The organism is Dysgonomonas sp. Marseille-P4361 (genome assembly GCF_900343125.1).
GTDB lineage: Bacteria > Bacteroidota > Bacteroidia > Bacteroidales > Dysgonomonadaceae > Dysgonomonas.
The window spans coordinates 240,334-260,589 of record NZ_OPYL01000004.1; the positions used below are offsets into that span (position 1 = coordinate 240,334).

Annotated in this window: 16 protein-coding genes; 15 read left to right on the forward strand and 1 reads right to left on the reverse strand. The window is 36.3% G+C overall.

What is annotated here, in order from left to right:
- Positions 1-81 precede the first annotated feature (81 nt).
- Both DHU68_RS09690 and DHU68_RS09695 read left to right on the forward strand, forming a co-directional pair.
- Positions 82-798 carry a pilus assembly protein N-terminal domain-containing protein gene (locus tag DHU68_RS09690; RefSeq protein ID WP_160111118.1) on the forward strand — a complete coding sequence of 239 codons (717 nt, stop codon included), beginning with the start codon at positions 82-84 and terminating at the stop codon, positions 796-798.
- Positions 799-1,227: 429 nt separating this feature from the next.
- Positions 1,228-1,545, forward strand: a complete 318-nt coding sequence (locus DHU68_RS09695) for an RNA-binding protein (protein WP_108822786.1) — start codon at positions 1,228-1,230, stop codon at positions 1,543-1,545.
- Between the two features lie 74 nt (positions 1,546-1,619).
- Here the strand turns inward: DHU68_RS09695 and DHU68_RS09700 are convergent, their stop codons facing one another.
- Positions 1,620-3,920, reverse strand: a complete 2,301-nt coding sequence (locus DHU68_RS09700) for a cation-translocating P-type ATPase (RefSeq protein ID WP_108822787.1) — start codon at positions 3,918-3,920, stop codon at positions 1,620-1,622.
- Between the two features lie 213 nt (positions 3,921-4,133).
- Here DHU68_RS09700 and gdhA point away from each other — a divergent pair, with 213 nt between their 5' ends.
- The 13 genes from gdhA (at position 4,134) to metH (ending at position 20,251) form a co-directional block, all read left to right on the forward strand.
- Positions 4,134-5,471 (forward strand): NADP-specific glutamate dehydrogenase, encoded by a 1,338-nt coding sequence (gene gdhA / locus DHU68_RS09705; RefSeq protein ID WP_108822788.1) that lies wholly within the window; start codon positions 4,134-4,136, stop codon positions 5,469-5,471.
- Positions 5,472-5,725: 254 nt separating this feature from the next.
- A complete protein-coding gene (locus DHU68_RS09710) occupies positions 5,726-6,304 on the forward strand; it encodes a DUF177 domain-containing protein (RefSeq protein ID WP_108822789.1) in 579 nt (192 codons plus the stop codon).
- Between the two features lie 51 nt (positions 6,305-6,355).
- Entirely contained in the window at positions 6,356-6,541 is a 186-nt protein-coding gene (gene rpmF / locus DHU68_RS09715) for a 50S ribosomal protein L32 (protein ID WP_108822790.1), read from the forward strand.
- Positions 6,542-6,614: 73 nt separating this feature from the next.
- Complete coding sequence (locus tag DHU68_RS09720; RefSeq protein WP_108822791.1) at positions 6,615-7,601, forward strand: beta-ketoacyl-ACP synthase III; 987 nt, start codon at positions 6,615-6,617, stop codon at positions 7,599-7,601.
- Positions 7,602-7,740: 139 nt separating this feature from the next.
- A complete protein-coding gene (locus tag DHU68_RS09725) occupies positions 7,741-8,376 on the forward strand; it encodes a hypothetical protein (RefSeq protein ID WP_108822792.1) in 636 nt (211 codons plus the stop codon).
- A 12-nt stretch (positions 8,377-8,388) separates the two neighbouring features.
- Positions 8,389-8,958, forward strand: a complete 570-nt coding sequence (locus tag DHU68_RS09730) for a hypothetical protein (protein ID WP_108822793.1) — start codon at positions 8,389-8,391, stop codon at positions 8,956-8,958.
- A gap of 113 nt (positions 8,959-9,071) precedes the next feature.
- A complete protein-coding gene (der, locus tag DHU68_RS09735; protein ID WP_108822794.1) occupies positions 9,072-10,385 on the forward strand; it encodes a ribosome biogenesis GTPase Der in 1,314 nt (437 codons plus the stop codon).
- Between the two features lie 142 nt (positions 10,386-10,527).
- Entirely contained in the window at positions 10,528-10,983 is a 456-nt protein-coding gene (gene smpB / locus DHU68_RS09740) for an SsrA-binding protein (protein WP_108822795.1), read from the forward strand.
- A complete protein-coding gene (locus DHU68_RS09745; RefSeq protein WP_108822796.1) occupies positions 10,983-12,377 on the forward strand; it encodes a DUF6056 family protein in 1,395 nt (464 codons plus the stop codon). The genes smpB and DHU68_RS09745 overlap by 1 nt, the downstream gene beginning before the upstream one ends.
- Before the next feature lie 23 nt (positions 12,378-12,400).
- On the forward strand, positions 12,401-13,789 hold the full coding sequence (locus tag DHU68_RS09750) for a DUF6056 family protein (RefSeq protein WP_108822797.1): 1,389 nt from the start codon (positions 12,401-12,403) through the stop codon (positions 13,787-13,789).
- 2 nt (positions 13,790-13,791) lie between these two features.
- On the forward strand, positions 13,792-15,207 hold the full coding sequence (locus tag DHU68_RS09755) for a DUF6056 family protein (RefSeq protein WP_108822798.1): 1,416 nt from the start codon (positions 13,792-13,794) through the stop codon (positions 15,205-15,207).
- Positions 15,194-16,543: a DUF6056 family protein gene (locus tag DHU68_RS09760; RefSeq protein ID WP_221405558.1), complete on the forward strand. Its 1,350-nt coding sequence runs from the start codon at positions 15,194-15,196 to the stop codon at positions 16,541-16,543. Before DHU68_RS09755 ends, DHU68_RS09760 begins: the two co-directional genes overlap by 14 nt.
- A 9-nt stretch (positions 16,544-16,552) precedes the next feature.
- Positions 16,553-20,251 (forward strand): methionine synthase, encoded by a 3,699-nt coding sequence (gene metH, locus DHU68_RS09765; protein ID WP_369831336.1) that lies wholly within the window; start codon positions 16,553-16,555, stop codon positions 20,249-20,251.
- Positions 20,252-20,256 lie beyond the last annotated feature (5 nt).

Sequence of the window (20,256 nt, forward strand, 5' to 3'; positions counted from 1 at the left end):
TCCATGCAACTTTTCCGATCAATAATACATCAATCACTTTGTAGAACAATTAATAACTTAATAATTTAAATGATTAGTATTATGAAGAAAAGTAAATTACTTTTAACCCTACTCATGGCCACCCTTTTTGTTGGATTCACTTCTTGTGACAACGACGACGATGAGATAAACCTAAAAGTTGAACAAAATGAAGTCAACATAGAAGTAGGAGAAAAAGCTGTAGTTAAAATTACTGAAGGAAATGGAGATTACAAAGCAATCGTAACTGATGAAGAAGTTGCTACTGCAGAAACGAAAGAAAGTGAAATCATAATCTCAGCTCTAGCAGAAGGAAGTACAACTGTTACAGTAACTGACAAAGAAGGTAAAAGTGCAACTATTACAGTTAATGTGGTTGGCATAGTTGGAACATGGAACCTAGACGAAACTAAACTAGCTGTAGAAGTTGAAGCTAACGAGGAAACTGCAGAGAAAATTAAAACAGAGTTAGCTAGCAACAACTTTAAGTCTATCGAATTGAATGACGACAAAACATTCAAAATGACAAAAGAAGGCGAAGAAGGTACTGAAAACACGGTAAGTGGAACTTATATTTATGTTGACAAAATATTGACTCTAGCCATTACTGAAGAAGGTCAAGAAGCTGAAACTATATCTATGACTATTACTGAAGTTACAAAAACATCTATTAAATTAAATTACGACCAAACTGAATCTTTTCAAACTAAATATCCAGAAGGAGAAGTTACAAAAGCTTTGGTCACATTAGAGCTTACAGCAGCAGCTAGTCAAGAATAAGACATATCCTATCGCAAAAAGATATAACTCTTATCAGAGACCAAACAAATCAGGGTGGAAATATTTCTACCCTGATTTGTTTTATACAATATCCCTACGGCACTTCACAATAGAATAAAGTTATACGATTTAAGAGAGAGAAAACATCCATATTTTATCTTCAGATCTACAGGAGTCTATATTATTTTACTTAAAATGTGTAAATAAATTAACTATTATAAAAAAATAGTAGACCAATTCAACTCCATAATAAATATTATGCTTACATTTGCCTAGCATTAGAGTTCTTACAGTGTATTGATTAAATTTTTCTGTTCAAGTCATTTTCCCTTATTGGTAACCTTTCTTGTCTAGTTTTTTTTATCCTTCCTACTTTATTTACATCTTCTGCAAAAAGTATTATAATTTTTACAATTTTATTTTTTTACAATGAACATTTTTATTGCAGGGTTGAGCTACAGCATCAACGACAATGATTTAAGAGATTTATTCAGCGAATATGGTGAAATCTCTTCAGCAAAAGTTATTATGGACAAAGCTACAGGTCGTTCTAAAGGTTACGGATTTGTTGAACTAGAAGACAATGCAGCTGCACAAAAAGCTATTGACGAATTAAACGGTGCTGAATATGATGGCAGAACTATCTCTGTATCAGAAGCTCGTCCACGCACAGAAGGCGATCGCCCTCGTAGAAACTTCGATAACAACAGAGGTGGAAACGGTGGTTTCAGAAGACGTGAATATTAATAAATATTTCCAGATATCGAAAAAGAGGATGGTTTTATAAAACCATCCTCTTTTATTTTCATATGAATCCAAACCTAGATTTTCTTTATTTTTAGCAACAAACTATTCGTAACAACGCTTACCGAACTTAAAGCCATTGCAGCTCCTGCAATCATCGGATTCAACAAAAAACCATTTATCGGATAGAGGATTCCTGCAGCTATAGGTACACCTATTATATTATAGATAAAGGCCCAGAATAAATTCTGTTTAATTGTTTTGACCGTTTCTTTAGATAGTTTCACAGCTTGAGAAAGTTTATTCAAGTCGGAAGAGATTATTGTAATCTGCGCCACATCCATTGCTATATCACTCCCTTTCCCCATTGCCACACTAACATCTGCAACAGCCAAAGCACCACTATCGTTAATACCATCCCCTACCATAATAACTACTTCACCTTGCTTTTGCAGTTCTTTGATAAAGTCTGTTTTCTCTGCCGGAAGAATACCAGCTTTTATTCGTTCTGAATCTATCCCCACCTGATTAGCTATAAGTTTTGCTGATCTATTGCTATCACCTGTCAACATATACACCTTTAACCCCATAGATTTTAGTTTATCAATGGCTTCAAGCGATGTACTCTTTACTGTATCTGTTATTGCAATTATTGCCAAAAGTTTTTGTTCGTCAGCAAACAGAGCAATACTATTCGAATTATTAATTTCTTTATCAATCCAAACCCTTTCTTCATCAGATAATAATATTCCTTGCTCTTCCAAAAGTTTCAAATTACCGATAAAATATTGCCTCCCATCGATTACCCCTACTACTCCTCTACCCGTCAAAGCTTTCACTTCTACACCTTCTAACAAACGAGCATTTTCTTTTACATATTGCTTTACCGCATTAGCCAAAGGGTGTTCAGAGTATGCTTCGATAGTATATAAAACATCATACAATACATCCGAGGGCTGCACAACCCAATTCATATTAGTTACATGAGGTTTACCTTCTGTAATAGTCCCGGTCTTATCCAAAACTACAGCTGTAGCTTTTTGAGCTTTCTCTAATGCTTCAGCACCTTTTATAAGAATTCCGTTTGTAGCACCTTTACCAATTCCCACCATTATAGCAGTAGGAGTAGCCAATCCTAAAGCACAAGGACATGCAATTACCAAAACCGTAACCATTGACAACAAACCCTGAGTAAAACCATTTTCTCCTCCCAAGAAAAACCAAGCGAAGAATGTTATTATAGCAATTGCACCAATAACCGGAATAAATATACTGGATACCTTATCTACCGTTTTTTGGATCGGAGCCTGACTTCCTTGAGCTTCTTGCACCATTCTTATTATCTGACCTAGCAAGGTATTCGCTCCAATCCTATTTGCTATGAAGTGAAAACTGCCAGTCTGATTAATAGTTCCGGCAAAGACTTTTTCTTTTTCCTTTTTCTCTACAGCAATAGGCTCTCCACTTATCATACTTTCGTCAACAAACGAACTACCTTTGCTTATAATCCCATCTACAGGAATTTTATCTCCGGGCTTAACGACTATCTCATCCCCTATCTGAATATTTTCGATCGGAACATCAACAAAAACTCCATTCTTTACAACCAATGCTGTTTTGGGTTGCAATCCCATCAACTCTTTAATTGCCGTTGTCGTACTACGCTTAGCTTTTTCCTCCATATAGCGCCCCAACAGGACAAAAGCAATAACAACACCCGACACTTCGAAATAAACATGCGGTTCTAATCCTCGTTGCTCCCAAAAAGATAGAACTAACGTATTAAACACACTAAACAAATATGCTGTCCCCGTACTCAATGCGACGAGAGTATCCATATTTGTTGACAGATGCTTTGCCTGTCGCCATGCTACAACAAAAAACTGTCTTCCAAAAACAAATATTATAGGAGTTGAGAGTGCCCACATTATATAATTAGCATACGGCATTGCATGGAAAAACATTGCGATGATAATTAATGGCACCGCAAAAACTAAAGATAGAATACAATTCCATTTCAATTTGCTTAGCTCTTTGTTTCGCAAGTCTTCGATTTCACCTTTACTCATAGCATCTACTATCAGATTATAGCCTGCATCTTGTACTGCTTTTTGCATTTTATCGGGAGAAGTGATCGAAGGTAAATATTCTACATACGCAGTAGCATTAGCTAAATTTACAGAAGCTTCTACTACTCCTGGTTGTTTACTTAAAGTAGACTGTACATGAGCAACGCACGAAGCACAAGTCATTCCGGTCACAGGGAAATCTTTTTTTTCGGTCTGTCCTGTAACCGGGATAACCTTAGCATTCAAGTTTATTTTACTCGGTTTAGAATTAGTTAATAAGCTTTTTGGTGGTATTTTTGATTTATTCATTTCTCTATATATTTTGACATCATATAAAGATAAACAATCTTTCGCGACAAAAGATCATTCCTTTTATTCAAAAAAAAATACAAACAAGCTGAACTTTTGACATCTAAACAACCTTTATCTGTATAAAAAAGGTTATTATTGAGGTATTAATGAGAATTAATCATTTTATTTGTGTACATTAACTTTTAAACACTAATAAATAAAAATTTATATATGAAAGTAAACGAATTGCTGCTAGCCCTAGAAGCTAAACATCCGGGAGAACAAGAGTATCTACAAGCCGTAAAGGAAGTATTGACAACCATCGAGGACGTTTACAACCAACATCCAGAATTCGAGAAAAATAAAATACTCGAAAGACTTGTTGAACCTGACCGCATCTTCACGTTTCGCGTTACATGGGTAGACGACAGAGGAAACATACAAGTAAATATTGGATACCGTGTGCAATTCAACAATGCGATTGGTCCCTACAAAGGTGGTATTCGATTTCACTCATCACTGAATATTTCGACTGTAAAATTCCTAGGCTTTGAACAAACATTTAAAAATGCTCTGACAACCCTTCCGATGGGAGGAGGAAAAGGAGGCTCTGACTTTAGTCCTAGAGGAAAATCGAGTGGCGAAATCATGCGATTTTGCCAAGCTTTCATGCTTGAACTCTGGAGAAATATTGGTCCAGACACAGACGTACCAGCAGGAGACCTTGGTGTTGGAGCACGCGAAATAGGTTACCTATACGGAATGTATAAAAAACTAGCCCGCAAAAATACTGGAACTTTCACAGGGAAAGGCTTAGAATATGGAGGTTCTCTTGTCCGCCCTGAAGCAACCGGATTTGGGGCTCTATATTTCGTTGTCGAAATGCTAAATACTAAAGGAATAGATATAAAAGGGAAGACCGTCGCTATTTCCGGCTTTGGAAATGTAGCTTGGGGTGCTGCTTTGAAAGCATCTCAACTAGGGGCTAAAGTTGTTACCATATCAGGACCTGATGGCTACATATACGATCCAGACGGTATATCTGGGGAAAAAGTAGACTACATGCTCGAACTTAGAAGTAGCGGTCTTGATATTGTTGAGCCATATATTGAACAGTATCCTAACTCCGTATTCCATAGAGGGAAAAAACCTTGGGGAGAAAAAGTAGATATAGCTTTACCTTGTGCCATTCAGAACGAACTAAACAAAGATGATGCAGAACAACTGATTGCAAATGGAGTTCTTTGTGTTGCAGAAGTTTCTAATATGGGATGTACAACAGAAGCAACAGATCTTTTCATCGAACATAATATTTTTTATGGACCTGGAAAAGCTGTAAATGCTGGAGGAGTTGCAACATCTGGACTAGAGATGAGCCAGAATGCTATGCATATCCAATGGACTGCCGAAGAGGTTGACCAACGCTTACAGTCTATCATGAAAAATATACATGACCAATGTGTAAAATATGGTAAAACTGAAAATGGATATATTAACTATGCAAAAGGAGCAAATATTGCAGGATTTATGAAAGTTGCACGAGCGATGATAGCCCAAGGTGTAATTTAATTTTCACCTTTCATTTCAAAAGATAAAATCCCTTAAATATTTAGACATTTAAGGGATTTCTATGCTATATATAAATAAAGGAAGGTAAAGAAAGGTAAACGATGAACTTACCTTTAATACAAACTCTTCCTTTTATATCAGAATATTTAAGTTTACAATCAGAATCTTTGAGTTAAGATTAGAGATAAATTATTTATTTATTCAAAAAAACTTTATACCTTTGCAGCCATTCTTTTTGAGTTTTTTATCTGAACGTGGCGAAATTTAGTTTATACAACATCCCATTAAGAGGATTATCTGAAGGAAAACATGAGTTTGAATACGACTTGGATGACAAGTTCTTTTCTCTCATTGATGATGGTACCGCTGATGTAAAAAGAGGTGCCCTAAAAGTGGTTGTATCTTTAAAGAAGACTTCAACAACATTTGAATTGAACTTCAACATCAAGGGTTCAGTACAAGTTCCTTGCGACAGATGCTTGGATGACATCGATATAGATGTTGAAACCAAGAATAAATTGATTGTTAAGTTTGGAAAAGAATATTCAGAAGAAAGTGATGAGATTGTAATTATTCCGGAAGAAGATGGAGCTATCAATATAGCTTGGTTCTTATATGAGTTTATTGTATTGAGCCTACCTGCTAAAAAAGTTCATGCTCCGGGAACTTGTAACAAAGCAATGTCATCAAAGTTAAATAAGCACAAAGTAAAAAGCAACGATGACGAAGATGATAATTCTGACGAAGAAGACACTTCTTTTGAAGAAGAGGACGCTTCTTTCTCTGATCCTCGTTGGGACTCTTTGAAAGACTTATCAATGGATGAAAATTAGAAAACGTATTTCTAAAATAGATATATAAAAACAACTAAATAAAAAAAAGAGATGGCACATCCGAAACGAAGACAATCAAAGTCTAGAACAGCTAAAAGAAGAACTCATGACAAAGCAGTAGCACCTACACTAGCTGTATGTTCTAATTGCGGATCATGGCATGTATTCCACACTGTATGTCCTGAATGCGGACACTATAGAGGAAAATTAGCTATAGAAAAAGGAGCTGCGGTTTAATTCGAGCCCAAGATTTAAAAAGCCCTAGACAATAGGGCATTTTTTTTATTAACCTATACAAAACCACAAAGGTATGATTAGAGCTGCAATCACAGGTGTTAGTGCATACACACCAGAAAAAATACTAACGAATGCAGATTTTGAAAAAATAGTTGACACTACGGACGAATGGATAATGAGTCGCGTAGGTATCAAAGAACGTCGTGTCTTAGACAAAGGACTAGGTACATCTACAATGGCTGCCGAAGCAGTAAAAAGTGTACTCGAAAAAACGAACACTAAGCCAGAAGAAGTAGAAGTTATCATCTTTGCAACTACAACACCTGACTATATCTTCCCTTCTACTGCAGCAATGACAGCAGAAGCTTGTGGAATAAAAAATGCATTAGGATTCGATATCCAAGCAGCATGTTCTGGATTCCTTTATGCTCTGGAAACAGGTTCTAATTTCGTAAAATCCGGTCAATACAAGAAAGTCCTTGTTGTAGCCGGAGACAAAATGACATCTATCACGAACTACAAGGATCGTACAACATGTCCTCTTTTTGGAGATGGAGTCGGAGCAGTTATGCTTGAGCCAACAGAAGAAGAATATGGAGTAATGGACTCGATACTACATGTTGACGGAGTTGGTATCCCTCACCTGCACATGCATGGAGGAGGATCAGTACACCCTGCATCTCACGAAACAGTAGACAATGACATGCACTATGTTTATCAAGAAGGACAAGTTGTTTTTAAACATGCTGTATCTAAGATGGCAGATGTATCTGTAGAGATCATGGAGCGAAATAACCTGACAAAAGACGATGTAAACTGGCTAGTTCCTCATCAGGCAAACATCCGCATCATCGAAGCTGTAGGAAACCGCATGGGATTATCTGCTGACAAGGTTATGATCAATATCCAAAAATACGGAAACACCAGTGCAGGTACAATCCCTATCTGTCTTGCTGAATGGGAATCGCAATTAAAGAAAGGAGACAATATCATCCTTACTGCTTTTGGAGCCGGATTCACATGGGGATCACTATACTTGAAGTGGGCTTATAATAAATAAGAATCAACAAACATATTTTAAAGCTGTCTCCTTTTCGAGGCAGCTTTTTTTATCTAATCTGTACAGAGAAGCACATCAAAGAATGATCTAATAAAACGTTTTTTACTTATCTTTACCATTCTATAAACAAAAGCCTCTTATGAAAACAGTTACATACTCAGTATTCTTCACAATTGCCTTTTCTTTTATGTTCTTTAGCTGTAGCAATGAAAATGAGCAAGAAAGAGTATTACGACAAACATATATAGATGTATCGGACTTCACCATGTATAAAGGCTCTCCTTCGGGAGGAGTAAAAGTCCAATTTAACAATCTTAAGAAGAAAGAACTTATTGAGAAATACCTATCAGAAGTTTTTAATCCTGATGCCTATAAGAATATAACATTACAATTCAACGAAAACAAATTAACTTATCTGGAAAGTGCCAGCGGTAACAGAGGGAAACAAATCATTTCCGATTATGTAATAGACAAGGACGGACTACATATAATGGTATTTGACTCCGTAACGAATACTAAAAATCCTAAATTCATAGCTTTGGTAGATGTGAATAGTAATTTCTATCTGAGAAGCGGACTCATCGGATATACAAACCCTAAATTCTCGTCAGAGCAAACAGATGAGCCCACTGAACCAAGATTTAAACAAGACTCATTAAATGCAGTTGTTGATATACAAACAGTATTAAATAGATTAGGCTACAACAGCATAGAAGAATTAACCAACCCTACAGACACTATTGTATGGTGCAATGTTATATATCCATTCAACTAGAAATCATCAGATATGAATTATTTTAAATATACTTTAATCTCAATAATACTGGCTTCTGCAACTTTATTCTCATGCGGAGACGATAAGACTGAAGGTGGTATACAACACAGAGAATCTACTATAGAATCAACCTTCGGTTATATAGGTTCTTCCTCTGGTGTTAAAGAACTACATCCTGATTCTATAAAAAAAATACTTGACCGAGTATTTCCAGCTACTTTATTTGAAGAATATGCTGATACCTATTTCATATTTCTCGACGAAATGACAGTTGCCATAGATCAAGGCGACTCTCGTCCGGAAATCAATAAATATATTTTTGAGAATGGTTCGTTATACCTCATAAATAACGACACTCCGGTATATTATGGAGAAGGTGACACCAATGAGCTAAAAATTCGCCAACATTATGTAGCATACAAAAGAGATGGTGAGAAATCCTTTACAACGAAACAAATTACGCCACGAAAAGAAGTTAGCGAAGAAGATGCTGCAACTGAAACACCTTTTTTATCAATAGAAAATATAAAATCGTCTAAAGACACTTTAATCTGGTGTACAAGAAGTTCGATATTCAAATAAAATTTCACTTTTTTAAGTAAAAATGAAGAGGCTCTTTAAATAAGAGCTTTTTTCATATCATAATGATTCAGAGAAATTACGTACCTTTGTAGCAAATTTAGAGAAAATCATTTATGGGAAATTTAGTAGCTATAGTCGGACGACCTAATGTCGGCAAATCAACTCTTTTCAATCGTTTGACCGAGAGCCGGCAAGCTATAGTCGATGAGACATCGGGAACGACAAGAGATCGTCAATATGGAAAAGTAGAATGGGGAGGTCAAGAATTCTCCTTAGTAGATACAGGTGGCTGGGTTTTGAACTCAGAAGATATATTTGAAAATGAAATAAACAAACAAGTAAAAATCGCTATAGAAGAGGCTGATGTCATTCTCTTTGTAGTAGATGTAATGAATGGCTTAACGGATTTGGACTCTACTGTGGGCAACATGCTAAGAAGATCGAGCAAGCCAATCATATTAGTCTCCAACAAAGCCGACAACTTCAACCTACATCATCAATCAGCTGAATTCTATTCTTTAGGATTAGGCGATCCGTTCAATATATCAGCAATCAATGGTTCAGGAACAGGAGATTTACTCGATACTATTATTTCTAAGTTCACCAAAGAAGGGGACGAAGAAGAATTGGAAGAAATTCCTCGTATTGCGATCGTAGGACGTCCAAATGCAGGAAAATCATCTTTTGTAAATGCATTGATTGGTGAAGAACGAAACATTGTTACAGATATAGCCGGAACAACAAGAGATTCTATCTACACTCGTTTCGACAAGTTCAATATGGACTTTTATCTGGTAGATACTGCCGGTATCAGAAAAAAAGGTAAAGTAACAGAAGATCTTGAATATTATTCAGTAATACGTTCTATCAAAGCAATAGAAAACTCTGATGTATGCGTCCTGATGCTTGATGCAACACAAGGAATAGAAAGTCAAGACTTGAACATATTCTCTTTGATACAAAAGAACAAGAAAGGACTTGTTGTATGTGTCAATAAATGGGACTTGGTCGAAGGCAAGGATCAGGCTGTTATCAAAACTTTTGAAAATGCGATCAGAAGTCGTCTTGCTCCATTCACAGACTTCCCTATCATATTTGCATCTGCACTGACTAAACAACGTATACTGAAAGTGTTGGAAACTGCAAAAATTGTATATAACCACAAGAAAACCAGAATACCAACTCATAAGTTAAACGAAGTTATGCTTCCTATTATAGAGCATACTCCACCTCCTGCAAATAAAGGTAAGTACATAAAAATAAAATATGTAACTCAGTTGCCTAACACGCAAGTTCCTTCATTTGTTTTCTTCTGTAATCTCCCTCAATGGATTAAAGAACCATACAAGAGATTTTTAGAGAACAGGATAAGGGAAAATTGGGATCTGTCAGGAACACAAATAAATATATTCATCAGAGAAAAATAAGTCTGGTTTTATGAAATATAGAAAAGAGGTGATCATACAAATCACCTCTTTTGCTTTTAAATAAGAGTTCAATAACAGATATTCTTCTAAAATTCTTATTTTTGTATGTTATTGCTTTTAAGTAAATAAAACACAACCAACAGTGAGCCAACAAAATATAAATATAAAGAATAAAAGAGCTAGTTTCGACTACGAATTCGTCGAAACATTTACTGCCGGAATAGTACTTACTGGAACTGAAATCAAATCGATTCGCGACGGGAAAGCTAGTCTGGTAGATACTTTCTGCATTTTCGAAAAGAACGAATTATGGGTTCGGAACATGTATATAGCAGAATACTTCTACGGTTCTTACAACAATCACTCGGCACGTCGCGACAGAAAATTACTTCTGAATAAAAAAGAGCTAAAAAAAATGCAGCGTTTAGTCAAAGAGACAGGCTATACGATTGTTCCTACCCGTCTTTTCTTGAACGAAAGAGGTTTGGCCAAAATCAATATTGCAGTTGCACGAGGTAAGAAACAATACGACAAGAGACAATCATTACGCGAAAAGGATGATAAAAGATCTATAGACAGAGCAATGAGAATAGGCTAATGGATATTCTGAGAAAAGTGATACAAGCATGTATAGAAAAAGATGGCGCCCCACGATTTACATTTTATGGGGTAGTATTTCTTGTAGGAATATTCTTTCTTATTCTAAACACTCTATACCCCATATATCTTGACGACTGGCACTACTCATTCAATCTGGTAGAAGGGGGAAAACTTACAGGAATAACAGATATTCTGAAAAGCCAATACGAGCATTATTTTTCGTGGGGAGGACGTAGTATTCTACACTCTATTGCTCAGTTTCTACTCTGGATAGGCGAACCGTGGAATAACCTTCTGAACACTCTCGCTTATATGCTTTTTGTTTTACTCATCTATAATATTGCGAATAAAGGGAACAAAACAAATACCATACTCTTTTTATATATCAATATATTCATATGGTTTTCGCTTCCATCATTGTCTCAGAATTTAATTTGGACTACAGGAAGTGCCAATTATCTATGGGGAGGTTTACTGGTATTTAGTCTATTGTATTATTACACATCTTATTATTTAAAAGATGACACTAAAGCAAGTAAAGGAAAAGCTATTGGCATTTTTCTTCTGGGAATACTTGCTGGATGGACAAATGAAAATGTAGGAATAGCACTTATATTTTTCATAATAGGATTACTTATTCTTTTAAAATTACAGAAAAAAGAAATTCCTTTATGGATGATCGCAGGACTAATAGGAACTATTATAGGATGTGCTTTTATGATACTTGCTCCGGGGAATGCGATACGAAGCAAAAATGATTTATGGGTTGCACATCAACTAAGAGAAACAGACCTATCTTTCTATTTTCACCGTTTCGCCACTGTTACTAAATTAGCTTACAGGCATTTACTTGTTTCGGGAATCATTTATCTTTCATCTATAATCTTATACTGGAAGATGGCTAAAAAAGAAAAAAAGAGAGACAAACTACAATTATCTCTATTGTTTGTTTTTACTGCAGCCATTGCTACTGTTGTCATGTCTGGCTCCCCGATGTTTCCAGAAAGAGCTTGGTTTGGTATACTCATCTTTCTCATTGTAGGAATCATGATTCTATACGCCAACCTAGATTTCTCTACTCAAGCGTTAAGAATAATAAATTGTACTATCTTTATCGTGATTCTTGGAATATATATTTTTTCATGTAAAATAAACTACGACGAACTTTCTAAATTCAGTGAGGTTTGCGAAAGAAGAGAGCAGATCATAAAGAAAGAGAAAAGTAAAGGAATACAAGATATCCTTGTTATAGACTCTAAGTTTGAAGAGAAAGAATCTTGCTTGATCGTTTTAGATTTACAAGACTGGATGATGATAGATCCGGGCTGGGATAAACGACTAGGAAAATACTACGGAGTAAATAGCATAAACTTTAAGAATAAAGACAAATAAAACTACCTTTTATAAACCAAAACATGTTGGATAAAGAAAAAGCAACTCTAAACAAACTTCTTCTAAGTGCAACAATACTTGTTACATTTATTGGAATATATGCTTTGAATCATTATTTCCCGCTATTTAATGATGACTGGCTTTATTCTTTTGTCTTTGGCAGAGATACAGACAGGGTTTCTAGTTTTGCAGATGTAATAGAATCTCAGTACAATCATTATTTCCTATGGGGAGGGCGGTCTGTTGCGCATACCATAGCTCAATCTTTTCTGTATATAGGGGAGGCATGGGCTGACATACTAAACAGTCTGGCATATGTAGCCCTCATTACTCTGATCTATACCACAGTAAACTACCGACACCAAGTAAATATTTTTCTATATATAGGAATCAGTGCCCTTATATGGTTCTTGGCCCCAGACTTGATGGTTTGCATTGCATGGCTGACAGGTAGCGCCAATTATCTTTGGGGCTGTATGCTTGTCATTTCTATACTATACCCCTACTCTATGTATTACCTAAAATATGATAACACAAAGCAACAGAGAGATTCTATTCTAAAGTGTGCTATCTTCTTATTTTGGGGAATTATAGCTGGATGGACTAACGAGAATTTAGTAGCCGGATTACTTTCCTTTCTTTTCTTATTTATACTCCTCTTAAAGTACGAAAAGAAAGCGATTCCAAAATGGGCTATTTTCGGATTTATTGGTGTTGCCATAGGCTGTTTTATTATGCTGTCTGCCCCTGGAAATTTTATCCGAAATAAAATAGAGCTTAACACTATACATGGCATTGCTGACGGTAAACCTGAGCTTTCATATTACTACTACAGAATGATTTCAGTAATAAAGACATTCTTTGTTTATGGCATTGTTCCTGCTATTATCTATATAGTAACTGCCATAGTACACTGGAAATGGGGAAAGAAGGAGTATAAGCAAACAGTATTCAGATTATCTCTCCTGTTTTTCATTATGGCTATTGTAGCTACAGTAGTAATGGCTGCTGCTCCTATATTTCCCGAGAGAGTCTGGTTTAGCATTATTGTTCTGATTATTACAGCTACATTACTGCTTTATATGAACCTAGACTTCTCTTTCAAGCCTCTATATATAACAAATTATATTATCTGGATTCCTCTAATTGCATTATTTTTTGCGTCCTATTCTTTCAGTCTGAAAGATACAATTCGACTAAGAGAAACCTTTGACAATAGAGAACAATATGTGCTGAAAGAAAAGAAAAATGGAACTATGGACTTCCTTTTCTATGATAGGTTTGTTCCTCAAGAATATCCAATATTTACTCAGAAAGTGTATGACATTCCTCACCTCAAAGACTATCTGTGGGAAGATGCATATGCTAAATATTATGGGATCACTTCAATTGAAATAAAATATGATCGATAGAAATGAATTGGCTTAAAAATATATTAAGTAATAAAATAGTCTTTGGCAGTGCAATTGGTTTCATTTTCATTATCATATTCACTTTCAACAGACTTCTTCCTCTATTTGCCGACGACTGGGTATATAGCTTCGTCTTCGAAAATTCATTTTTAGACCATTCGCTCAGACCCATCTCTAATCTGTCCGACCTTCTTGTATCTCAATACAATCATTATATGCTTTGGGGCGGACGAAGTGTTGTTCATTTTATAGCTCAAATTCTTCTTGCCTTAGATCCTTTACTTACAGACCTACTGAATAGCTTAGCTTATATCGCATTCGTTCTTTTAGTTTATAAGTTTATCAACTATGGGCAAAAAACAAATGTAGGTGTATTCATCTTTATCGTTTGTACATCATGGATATTCATGCCTCAGTTGGTAAGCAATATCTTCTGGATAACTGGTAGTGCCAATTACCTATGGGGAACGCTCATACTTTTAGTTTTCTTATATCCTTTCTATAAATTTTACATGCAGGAGTATAAGAGTAACAATAGTTCTGTTTCAAAATCAATCGGCTTTTTCTTTCTGGGTGTACTTGCCGGATGGACTAACGAAAATAGTGTTCCTCCCATCATATTAATACTTTTTGTCTTAAGCATATACTTATACAAGAAAAAAGAACTTCCTCTATGGATTATTACAGGTCTTATAGGTCTAATCATCGGCTTCCTTATTCTGGTCTTAGCGCCCGGGAATTATATTAGAATGGGGGCTGAACTAAGACATAATATAGATATGATAGATGCGCCTTTTATCACCATTATAAAAGATAGGATTTCAAGGTTTTTCTCCCGTAACTACCTAGGACACATGCGACCTTTAGTTATCCTATACCTCATCATGTGTGTCATTTATTATAAATATCGAAATACACATGAAAACAAGTGGAGTAAAAAGACAGTCGCATCTCTATCTTTCTTCCTCGCAGCACATGTATCATTCTTTGTAATGATAGCAGCAACAACATTTCCATTAAGAGCCATGTTTGCCATGATTATTTATATGATTATCGCAATAGGTATCTTATATTCTGAAATTAAAATAAATACCCGTTGGAAATTTGGGGTCAACATATTCTTCATTTTTGCATTAATGGGAATGTTTGGATACGATGTTTATAAGAAATATCCTTCAATCAACCTGATCTCTACGACATTCAAAGAACGAGAAGCTGTCCTAAACCAACAGAAAGCAGAAGGTGTTGAAGATATAGTATTCGACACTTGGATTGGACTACACGAAAAATACGGTTTTGTAGACCTTTCGCTCGATTCCACAAAATGGATGAATAGAGAATATTCAAAATACCACAGTGTTAAATCAGTAAAAATAGAGATCCCTTCTTTTGATAATGAACAAAATGACTCTCAATAATAAAAGACAGATAAGCTATAGGAAGGAGAAAATATTATTTTGTTGCTGTATTTTCTTATGCTTCTTACTCTCTTTCTTAATAAACATGATATACCCTCTATTGGGTGACGATTGGGACTACAGCTTTATTTGGGTACCCAATTATGGTTCATCCGATAGAATATCAAGTTTATCAGATATAATCATTTCTCAGTATGAACATTATTTTCATTGGGGCGGACGAGTTGTAAACCATGTTATAGCTCAACTTCTTCTTGCTTTAGACCCTTTTTGGTACGACCTACTCAATAGCCTCGTTTTTGTCGTATTGATTGCTGTAATCTATAAAATATCGGCACCTAAAGACAAGATCAATTTTTCCTTATTAACATTAATCGCCTTAGGACTTTGGTTTCTTTTGCCGGATTTTACATCAACTGTTTTCTGGATCACATACAGTGCCAATTATCTATGGAGTACTGTCATCATTTTATTATTTATACTTCCTTACCTGAACTACTATAAGTCAACAGAAAAGAAAGGCGAATCCTTCATCTTTCTTGTAATGATGTTCTTCTTTGGAATTATAGCAGGCTGGACGAACGAGAATACATCTGTTTCTTTAGTTTTCATGCTTATCATAGCTTTAGCTTTCTTCAAATACGAGAAAAAACAAATTCCTCGATGGGCTATTGCCGGACTCATTGGCGCCCTTATAGGATGTTTATTCTTATTATTAGCACCAGGAAACTATGTCAGATTAGACAGATCTCAAGAAATATCAATAGCAACAAGACTTTATTTCTTTTGCAAAGTTTATTACCATAATTTACTAATACCGTTTCTTATCTATATTTTTGTCTGTTTCTTATATAGCAGAGGAAAAAAAGATTTTTTTAAAAGTATACACTTCAAAATATCTGTATTTTTCTTTTTGTTTGCTCATTTTTGTGCTCTCGCCATGCTGGCATCCCCTGGCATCCCCGATAGAACAATGTTCGCATCCGTATGCTTTATGATTATTGCTATTGGTATCCTATACGCAAATATTGACATCAACACCAAAACATATAGGGCACTTAAAGCGTTGATTGTAGCAGTACTTCTAATCTATTTTGGCATAGATTATGTAAGTAAATATAAGTACACAGTCTATCTCAACGATTTCTGGCACCAAAGAGAGCTTTTTGTGCTTGAACAAAAACAAAAAGGAGTACTCGATATAGAGTTCAAGGGAAATTTGAATATGAGAGATGACTTCAATGTGTACAGATTAGGTAATTCTCCAGACGATTGGATAAATAAAATATACGCAAGATATTACGGAGTTCGTTCTGTCAAACAAGGCGAATGGTAAACAATACGAATGACAATGAATAAAATACAAGATATACTCAAAAATAGAATTCTGATTCTGGATGGTGCAATGGGTACTATGATTCAGAAATATAAACTTACCGAAGAAGATTTCAGAGGTGAGCGTTTCAAAGATTCAACCATCCTTTTAAAAGGAAATAATGACCTGCTCTGCCTTACTCGTGCGGATGTTATCGATGCTATCCACCGCGAATATCTGGAAGTAGGTGCAGACATAATAGAAACAAATACTTTCAATGCCAATGCCATATCGATGGAAGATTATAATATGGCTCATTTGGTAAAAGAAATAAATGTAGAAGCTGCTAAATTAGCCAAGAAGGCTGCAACTGATTATACAAATCTGAATCCGGACAAGCCTCGCTTTGTTGCAGGATCGATAGGACCTACCAATAAGACTGCATCAATGAGTCCGAAAGTAGAGAACCCTATCTTCCGTGCTGTTACATTCGACGACTTGCGATCAGCGTACAAAGAGCAAATAGAAGCACTTATTGACGGAGGTGTAGACTTGTTACTTATCGAAACTATCTTCGATACATTAAATGCAAAAGCTGCCCTATTTGCCGCCGAAGAAGTACAACAAGAACGAAATATTCACATTCCGATTATGATATCGGTTACTCTTTCCGACAAGGGAGGTCGTACATTATCAGGACAGACTATAGGCGCTTTTCTGGCTTCAGTTAGCCATATAGACTTTTTATCCATCGGACTAAACTGTTCTTTCGGAGCTTCGGATATGAAACCTTTTCTAAAAGAACTAGGACGCTTGGCTCCAAGCTATGTTTCAGCCTATCCGAATGCGGGACTTCCAAACCAATTTGGAGAATACGACGAGACTCCTGAGATAATGGCCGCCCAGCTGAAAGAATTCATTGACGAAGGATTAGTTAATATTTTAGGAGGATGTTGTGGTACTACACCTGCTCATATTTCAAAATATGTTGACTTAGTGAAAGGTGCTACTCCTCACAAGCCTGCAAATAAGCCTGAATACATGTGGATATCAGGATTAGAGCTTCTTGAGGCTAAACCTGAAATCAACTTTATAAATATAGGCGAACGACTTAATGTTGCCGGTTCTCGCAAATTCCTACGTTTGATTAAAGAACAAAAGTACGAAGAGGCTTTGTCAATTGCACACAAGCAAGTAGAAGACGGAGCTCAGGTGCTGGACGTAAATATGGACGAAGGGTTGTTGGATGGTGTAAAAGAAATGACAACTTTCCTCAACCTGATGGCATCCGACCCCGACGTGTCGCGTATACCCGTAATGATAGACTCCTCTAAATGGGAAGTCTTGGAAGCTGGCTTAAAGTGTGTTCAAGGGAAACCTATTGTCAACTCTATATCGTTAAAGGGAGGTGAAGAAGAATTTCTTCGCCACGCCAGACTGATTAAACAATACGGAGCTGCTGTTATCATTATGGCCTTTGACGAAACTGGTCAGGCTGATACCTTCGCTCGCCGTATCGAAATATGCGAAAGAGCTTACAAACTATTAGTTAATGATGGCTTCAACCCTCTTGATATCATCTTCGACCCTAATATTCTGGCTATTGCTACGGGAATAGAAGAGCATCGCAACTATGCAGTTGATTTCTTGGAAACTATAACATGGATAAAAGAAAATCTTCCTCATGCCAAAATTAGTGGTGGTGTAAGCAATCTATCCTTCTCTTTCCGAGGAAACGACTACATCCGGGAGGCTATGCATGCTGTATTCCTATATTATGCCATCCAACGAGGAATGGATATGGGAATTGTCAATCCGGGACAATCAGTCATATACGAAGATATACCAACAGACCTCCGAAATCTATTAGAAGATGTCATCTTCAATCGTAGACCAGAAGCAACTGACGAATTAATAGAATTTGCTGAGAAGATCAAAAACAACAAATCTGGAGAATCGGAGCAAAAAGTAGAAGAATGGCGCTCTTATCCATTGGATGAACGCATACAATATGCATTAATAAAAGGGATTAGCGACTATCTGGAAGAAGATTTAGCCGAGGCTTTAACAGTCTATCCAAAAGCTGTTGATATCATCGACAAACCATTGATGGATGGAATGAACAAAGTTGGTGATTTGTTCGGATCAGGGAAAATGTTCCTTCCTCAGGTCGTAAAGACAGCTCGTACGATGAAACGTGCTGTAGCCATCTTACAGCCTACACTAGAGGCACAAAAAGCATCTTCGGGCGGAAGCAATAAAGCCGGTAAACTCCTTATTGCAACCGTAAAAGGAGATGTCCACGATATAGGTAAGAACATTGTCTCTATTATTCTTGCATGTAATAATTATGAAGTGATAGACCTTGGCGTGATGACCCCACCTGAGGTTATCATACAAAAGGTAAAAGAAGAACAACCTGATATACTTTGTCTTAGCGGTCTCATTACTCCTTCCTTGGAAGAGATGAGTATCGTTGCCCATGAAATGGAGAAAGCTGGATTCTCTATTCCCCTGATGATTGGAGGTGCTACAACATCCAAGCTTCATACAGCCATAAAGATAGATCCTAAATATAATAACGGATCGGTAGTATACGTCAAAGATGCCTCTCAAGCTCCAGCGGCGGTTAGTAAACTTATTAATCCGAATACTAAAGAAATTTATATTGAAGAGGTTAGAAAAGAATACACATCTCTGAGAGAAAATATGGGAGATAAAAAAGCTGATTTACTTCCATTTTCAGAAGTTATAAACAAAGGTCTAAAAATAGATTGGAGCAACTATCAAGCCTGCGAACCAAATACAATTGGACGCCAAACGTTGAAACATATACCTGTAGAGGAGATTATTCCGTACATTGACTGGAAATTTTTCTTCCACTCATGGAACCTATCGGCTCGCTATGCTTCTGTTCAAAACATAGATGATTGCCCTTCTTGTAAAGCATCTTGGCTTAACACCTTCCCTGAGCAAGAAAGGGAAAAGGCTGCTGAAGGAATGCAACTCTATAAAGACGCCAAAGCTTTATTAGATCAACTCGTATTCGAAAAAGCGGGTTATATCAATGCTGTATTTGCTATTCACGAAGCTTATAGTGACGATGAATGTCTGTTCATCAACAATATTCGTTTCCCAATGCTCCGCCAACAAAAGAAGAATGACAAAGGAGTTTATCTTTCTCTGTGCGATTTTGTTGCTCCAAAAGTTTCAGGGAAGAAAGATTATGTAGCTGGATTTACTGTTACCGCAGGAGTCGGAGCCGAAGAATTAATGAGTAAATACGAACACGAGGGTGATGAATACAATGTACTCCTCCTAAAATCTGTCTTAGACCGTTTAGCCGAAGCTGCAACCGAGTGGTTACATGTTAAAATAAGAAGAGAGTATTGGGGGTTTGCAGCCGATGAAGATATTTCTGTGAACGAAATGTTCGCTCTCAAATATCAAGGAATCCGCCCTGCTGTGGGCTATCCGTCAATTCCTGATCAGTCAATCAATTTCTTATTGAATGAAGATTTATTACAATCAAAAGAAATCGGTGTAGATTTGACCGAAAACGGAGTTATGCTACCTAATGCATCGGTAAGTGGTATTATTATCTCTCACCCTGAGTCTAAGTACTTCAACATAGGAAACATCTTGGATGATCAGTTAGAAGCTTATACCGATCGTAGAGAAAAGGATGCTGCTCTTATTCGTAAATTCTTAGGAGCAAATATTATTTAATTAAT

What these genes read in the sequence shown, in the direction of transcription:
- DHU68_RS09730 (WP_108822793.1), top strand. Translation starts at nt 8,389, where the DNA reads ATGAATTATTTTAAATATACTTTAATCTCAATAATACTGGCTTCTGCA.
- gdhA (WP_108822788.1), top strand. Translation starts at nt 4,134, where the DNA reads ATGAAAGTAAACGAATTGCTGCTAGCCCTAGAAGCTAAACATCCGGGA.
- DHU68_RS09755 (WP_108822798.1), top strand. Translation starts at nt 13,792, where the DNA reads ATGAATTGGCTTAAAAATATATTAAGTAATAAAATAGTCTTTGGCAGT.
- DHU68_RS09700 (WP_108822787.1), bottom strand. Translation starts at nt 3,920, where the DNA reads ATGAATAAATCAAAAATACCACCAAAAAGCTTATTAACTAATTCTAAA.
- der (WP_108822794.1), top strand. Translation starts at nt 9,072, where the DNA reads ATGGGAAATTTAGTAGCTATAGTCGGACGACCTAATGTCGGCAAATCA.
- DHU68_RS09750 (WP_108822797.1), top strand. Translation starts at nt 12,401, where the DNA reads ATGTTGGATAAAGAAAAAGCAACTCTAAACAAACTTCTTCTAAGTGCA.
- DHU68_RS09725 (WP_108822792.1), top strand. Translation starts at nt 7,741, where the DNA reads ATGAAAACAGTTACATACTCAGTATTCTTCACAATTGCCTTTTCTTTT.
- DHU68_RS09745 (WP_108822796.1), top strand. Translation starts at nt 10,983, where the DNA reads ATGGATATTCTGAGAAAAGTGATACAAGCATGTATAGAAAAAGATGGC.
- metH (WP_369831336.1), top strand. Translation starts at nt 16,553, where the DNA reads ATGACAATGAATAAAATACAAGATATACTCAAAAATAGAATTCTGATT.
- DHU68_RS09695 (WP_108822786.1), top strand. Translation starts at nt 1,228, where the DNA reads ATGAACATTTTTATTGCAGGGTTGAGCTACAGCATCAACGACAATGAT.
- DHU68_RS09760 (WP_221405558.1), top strand. Translation starts at nt 15,194, where the DNA reads ATGACTCTCAATAATAAAAGACAGATAAGCTATAGGAAGGAGAAAATA.
- DHU68_RS09690 (WP_160111118.1), top strand. Translation starts at nt 82, where the DNA reads ATGAAGAAAAGTAAATTACTTTTAACCCTACTCATGGCCACCCTTTTT.
- rpmF (WP_108822790.1), top strand. Translation starts at nt 6,356, where the DNA reads ATGGCACATCCGAAACGAAGACAATCAAAGTCTAGAACAGCTAAAAGA.
- DHU68_RS09720 (WP_108822791.1), top strand. Translation starts at nt 6,615, where the DNA reads ATGATTAGAGCTGCAATCACAGGTGTTAGTGCATACACACCAGAAAAA.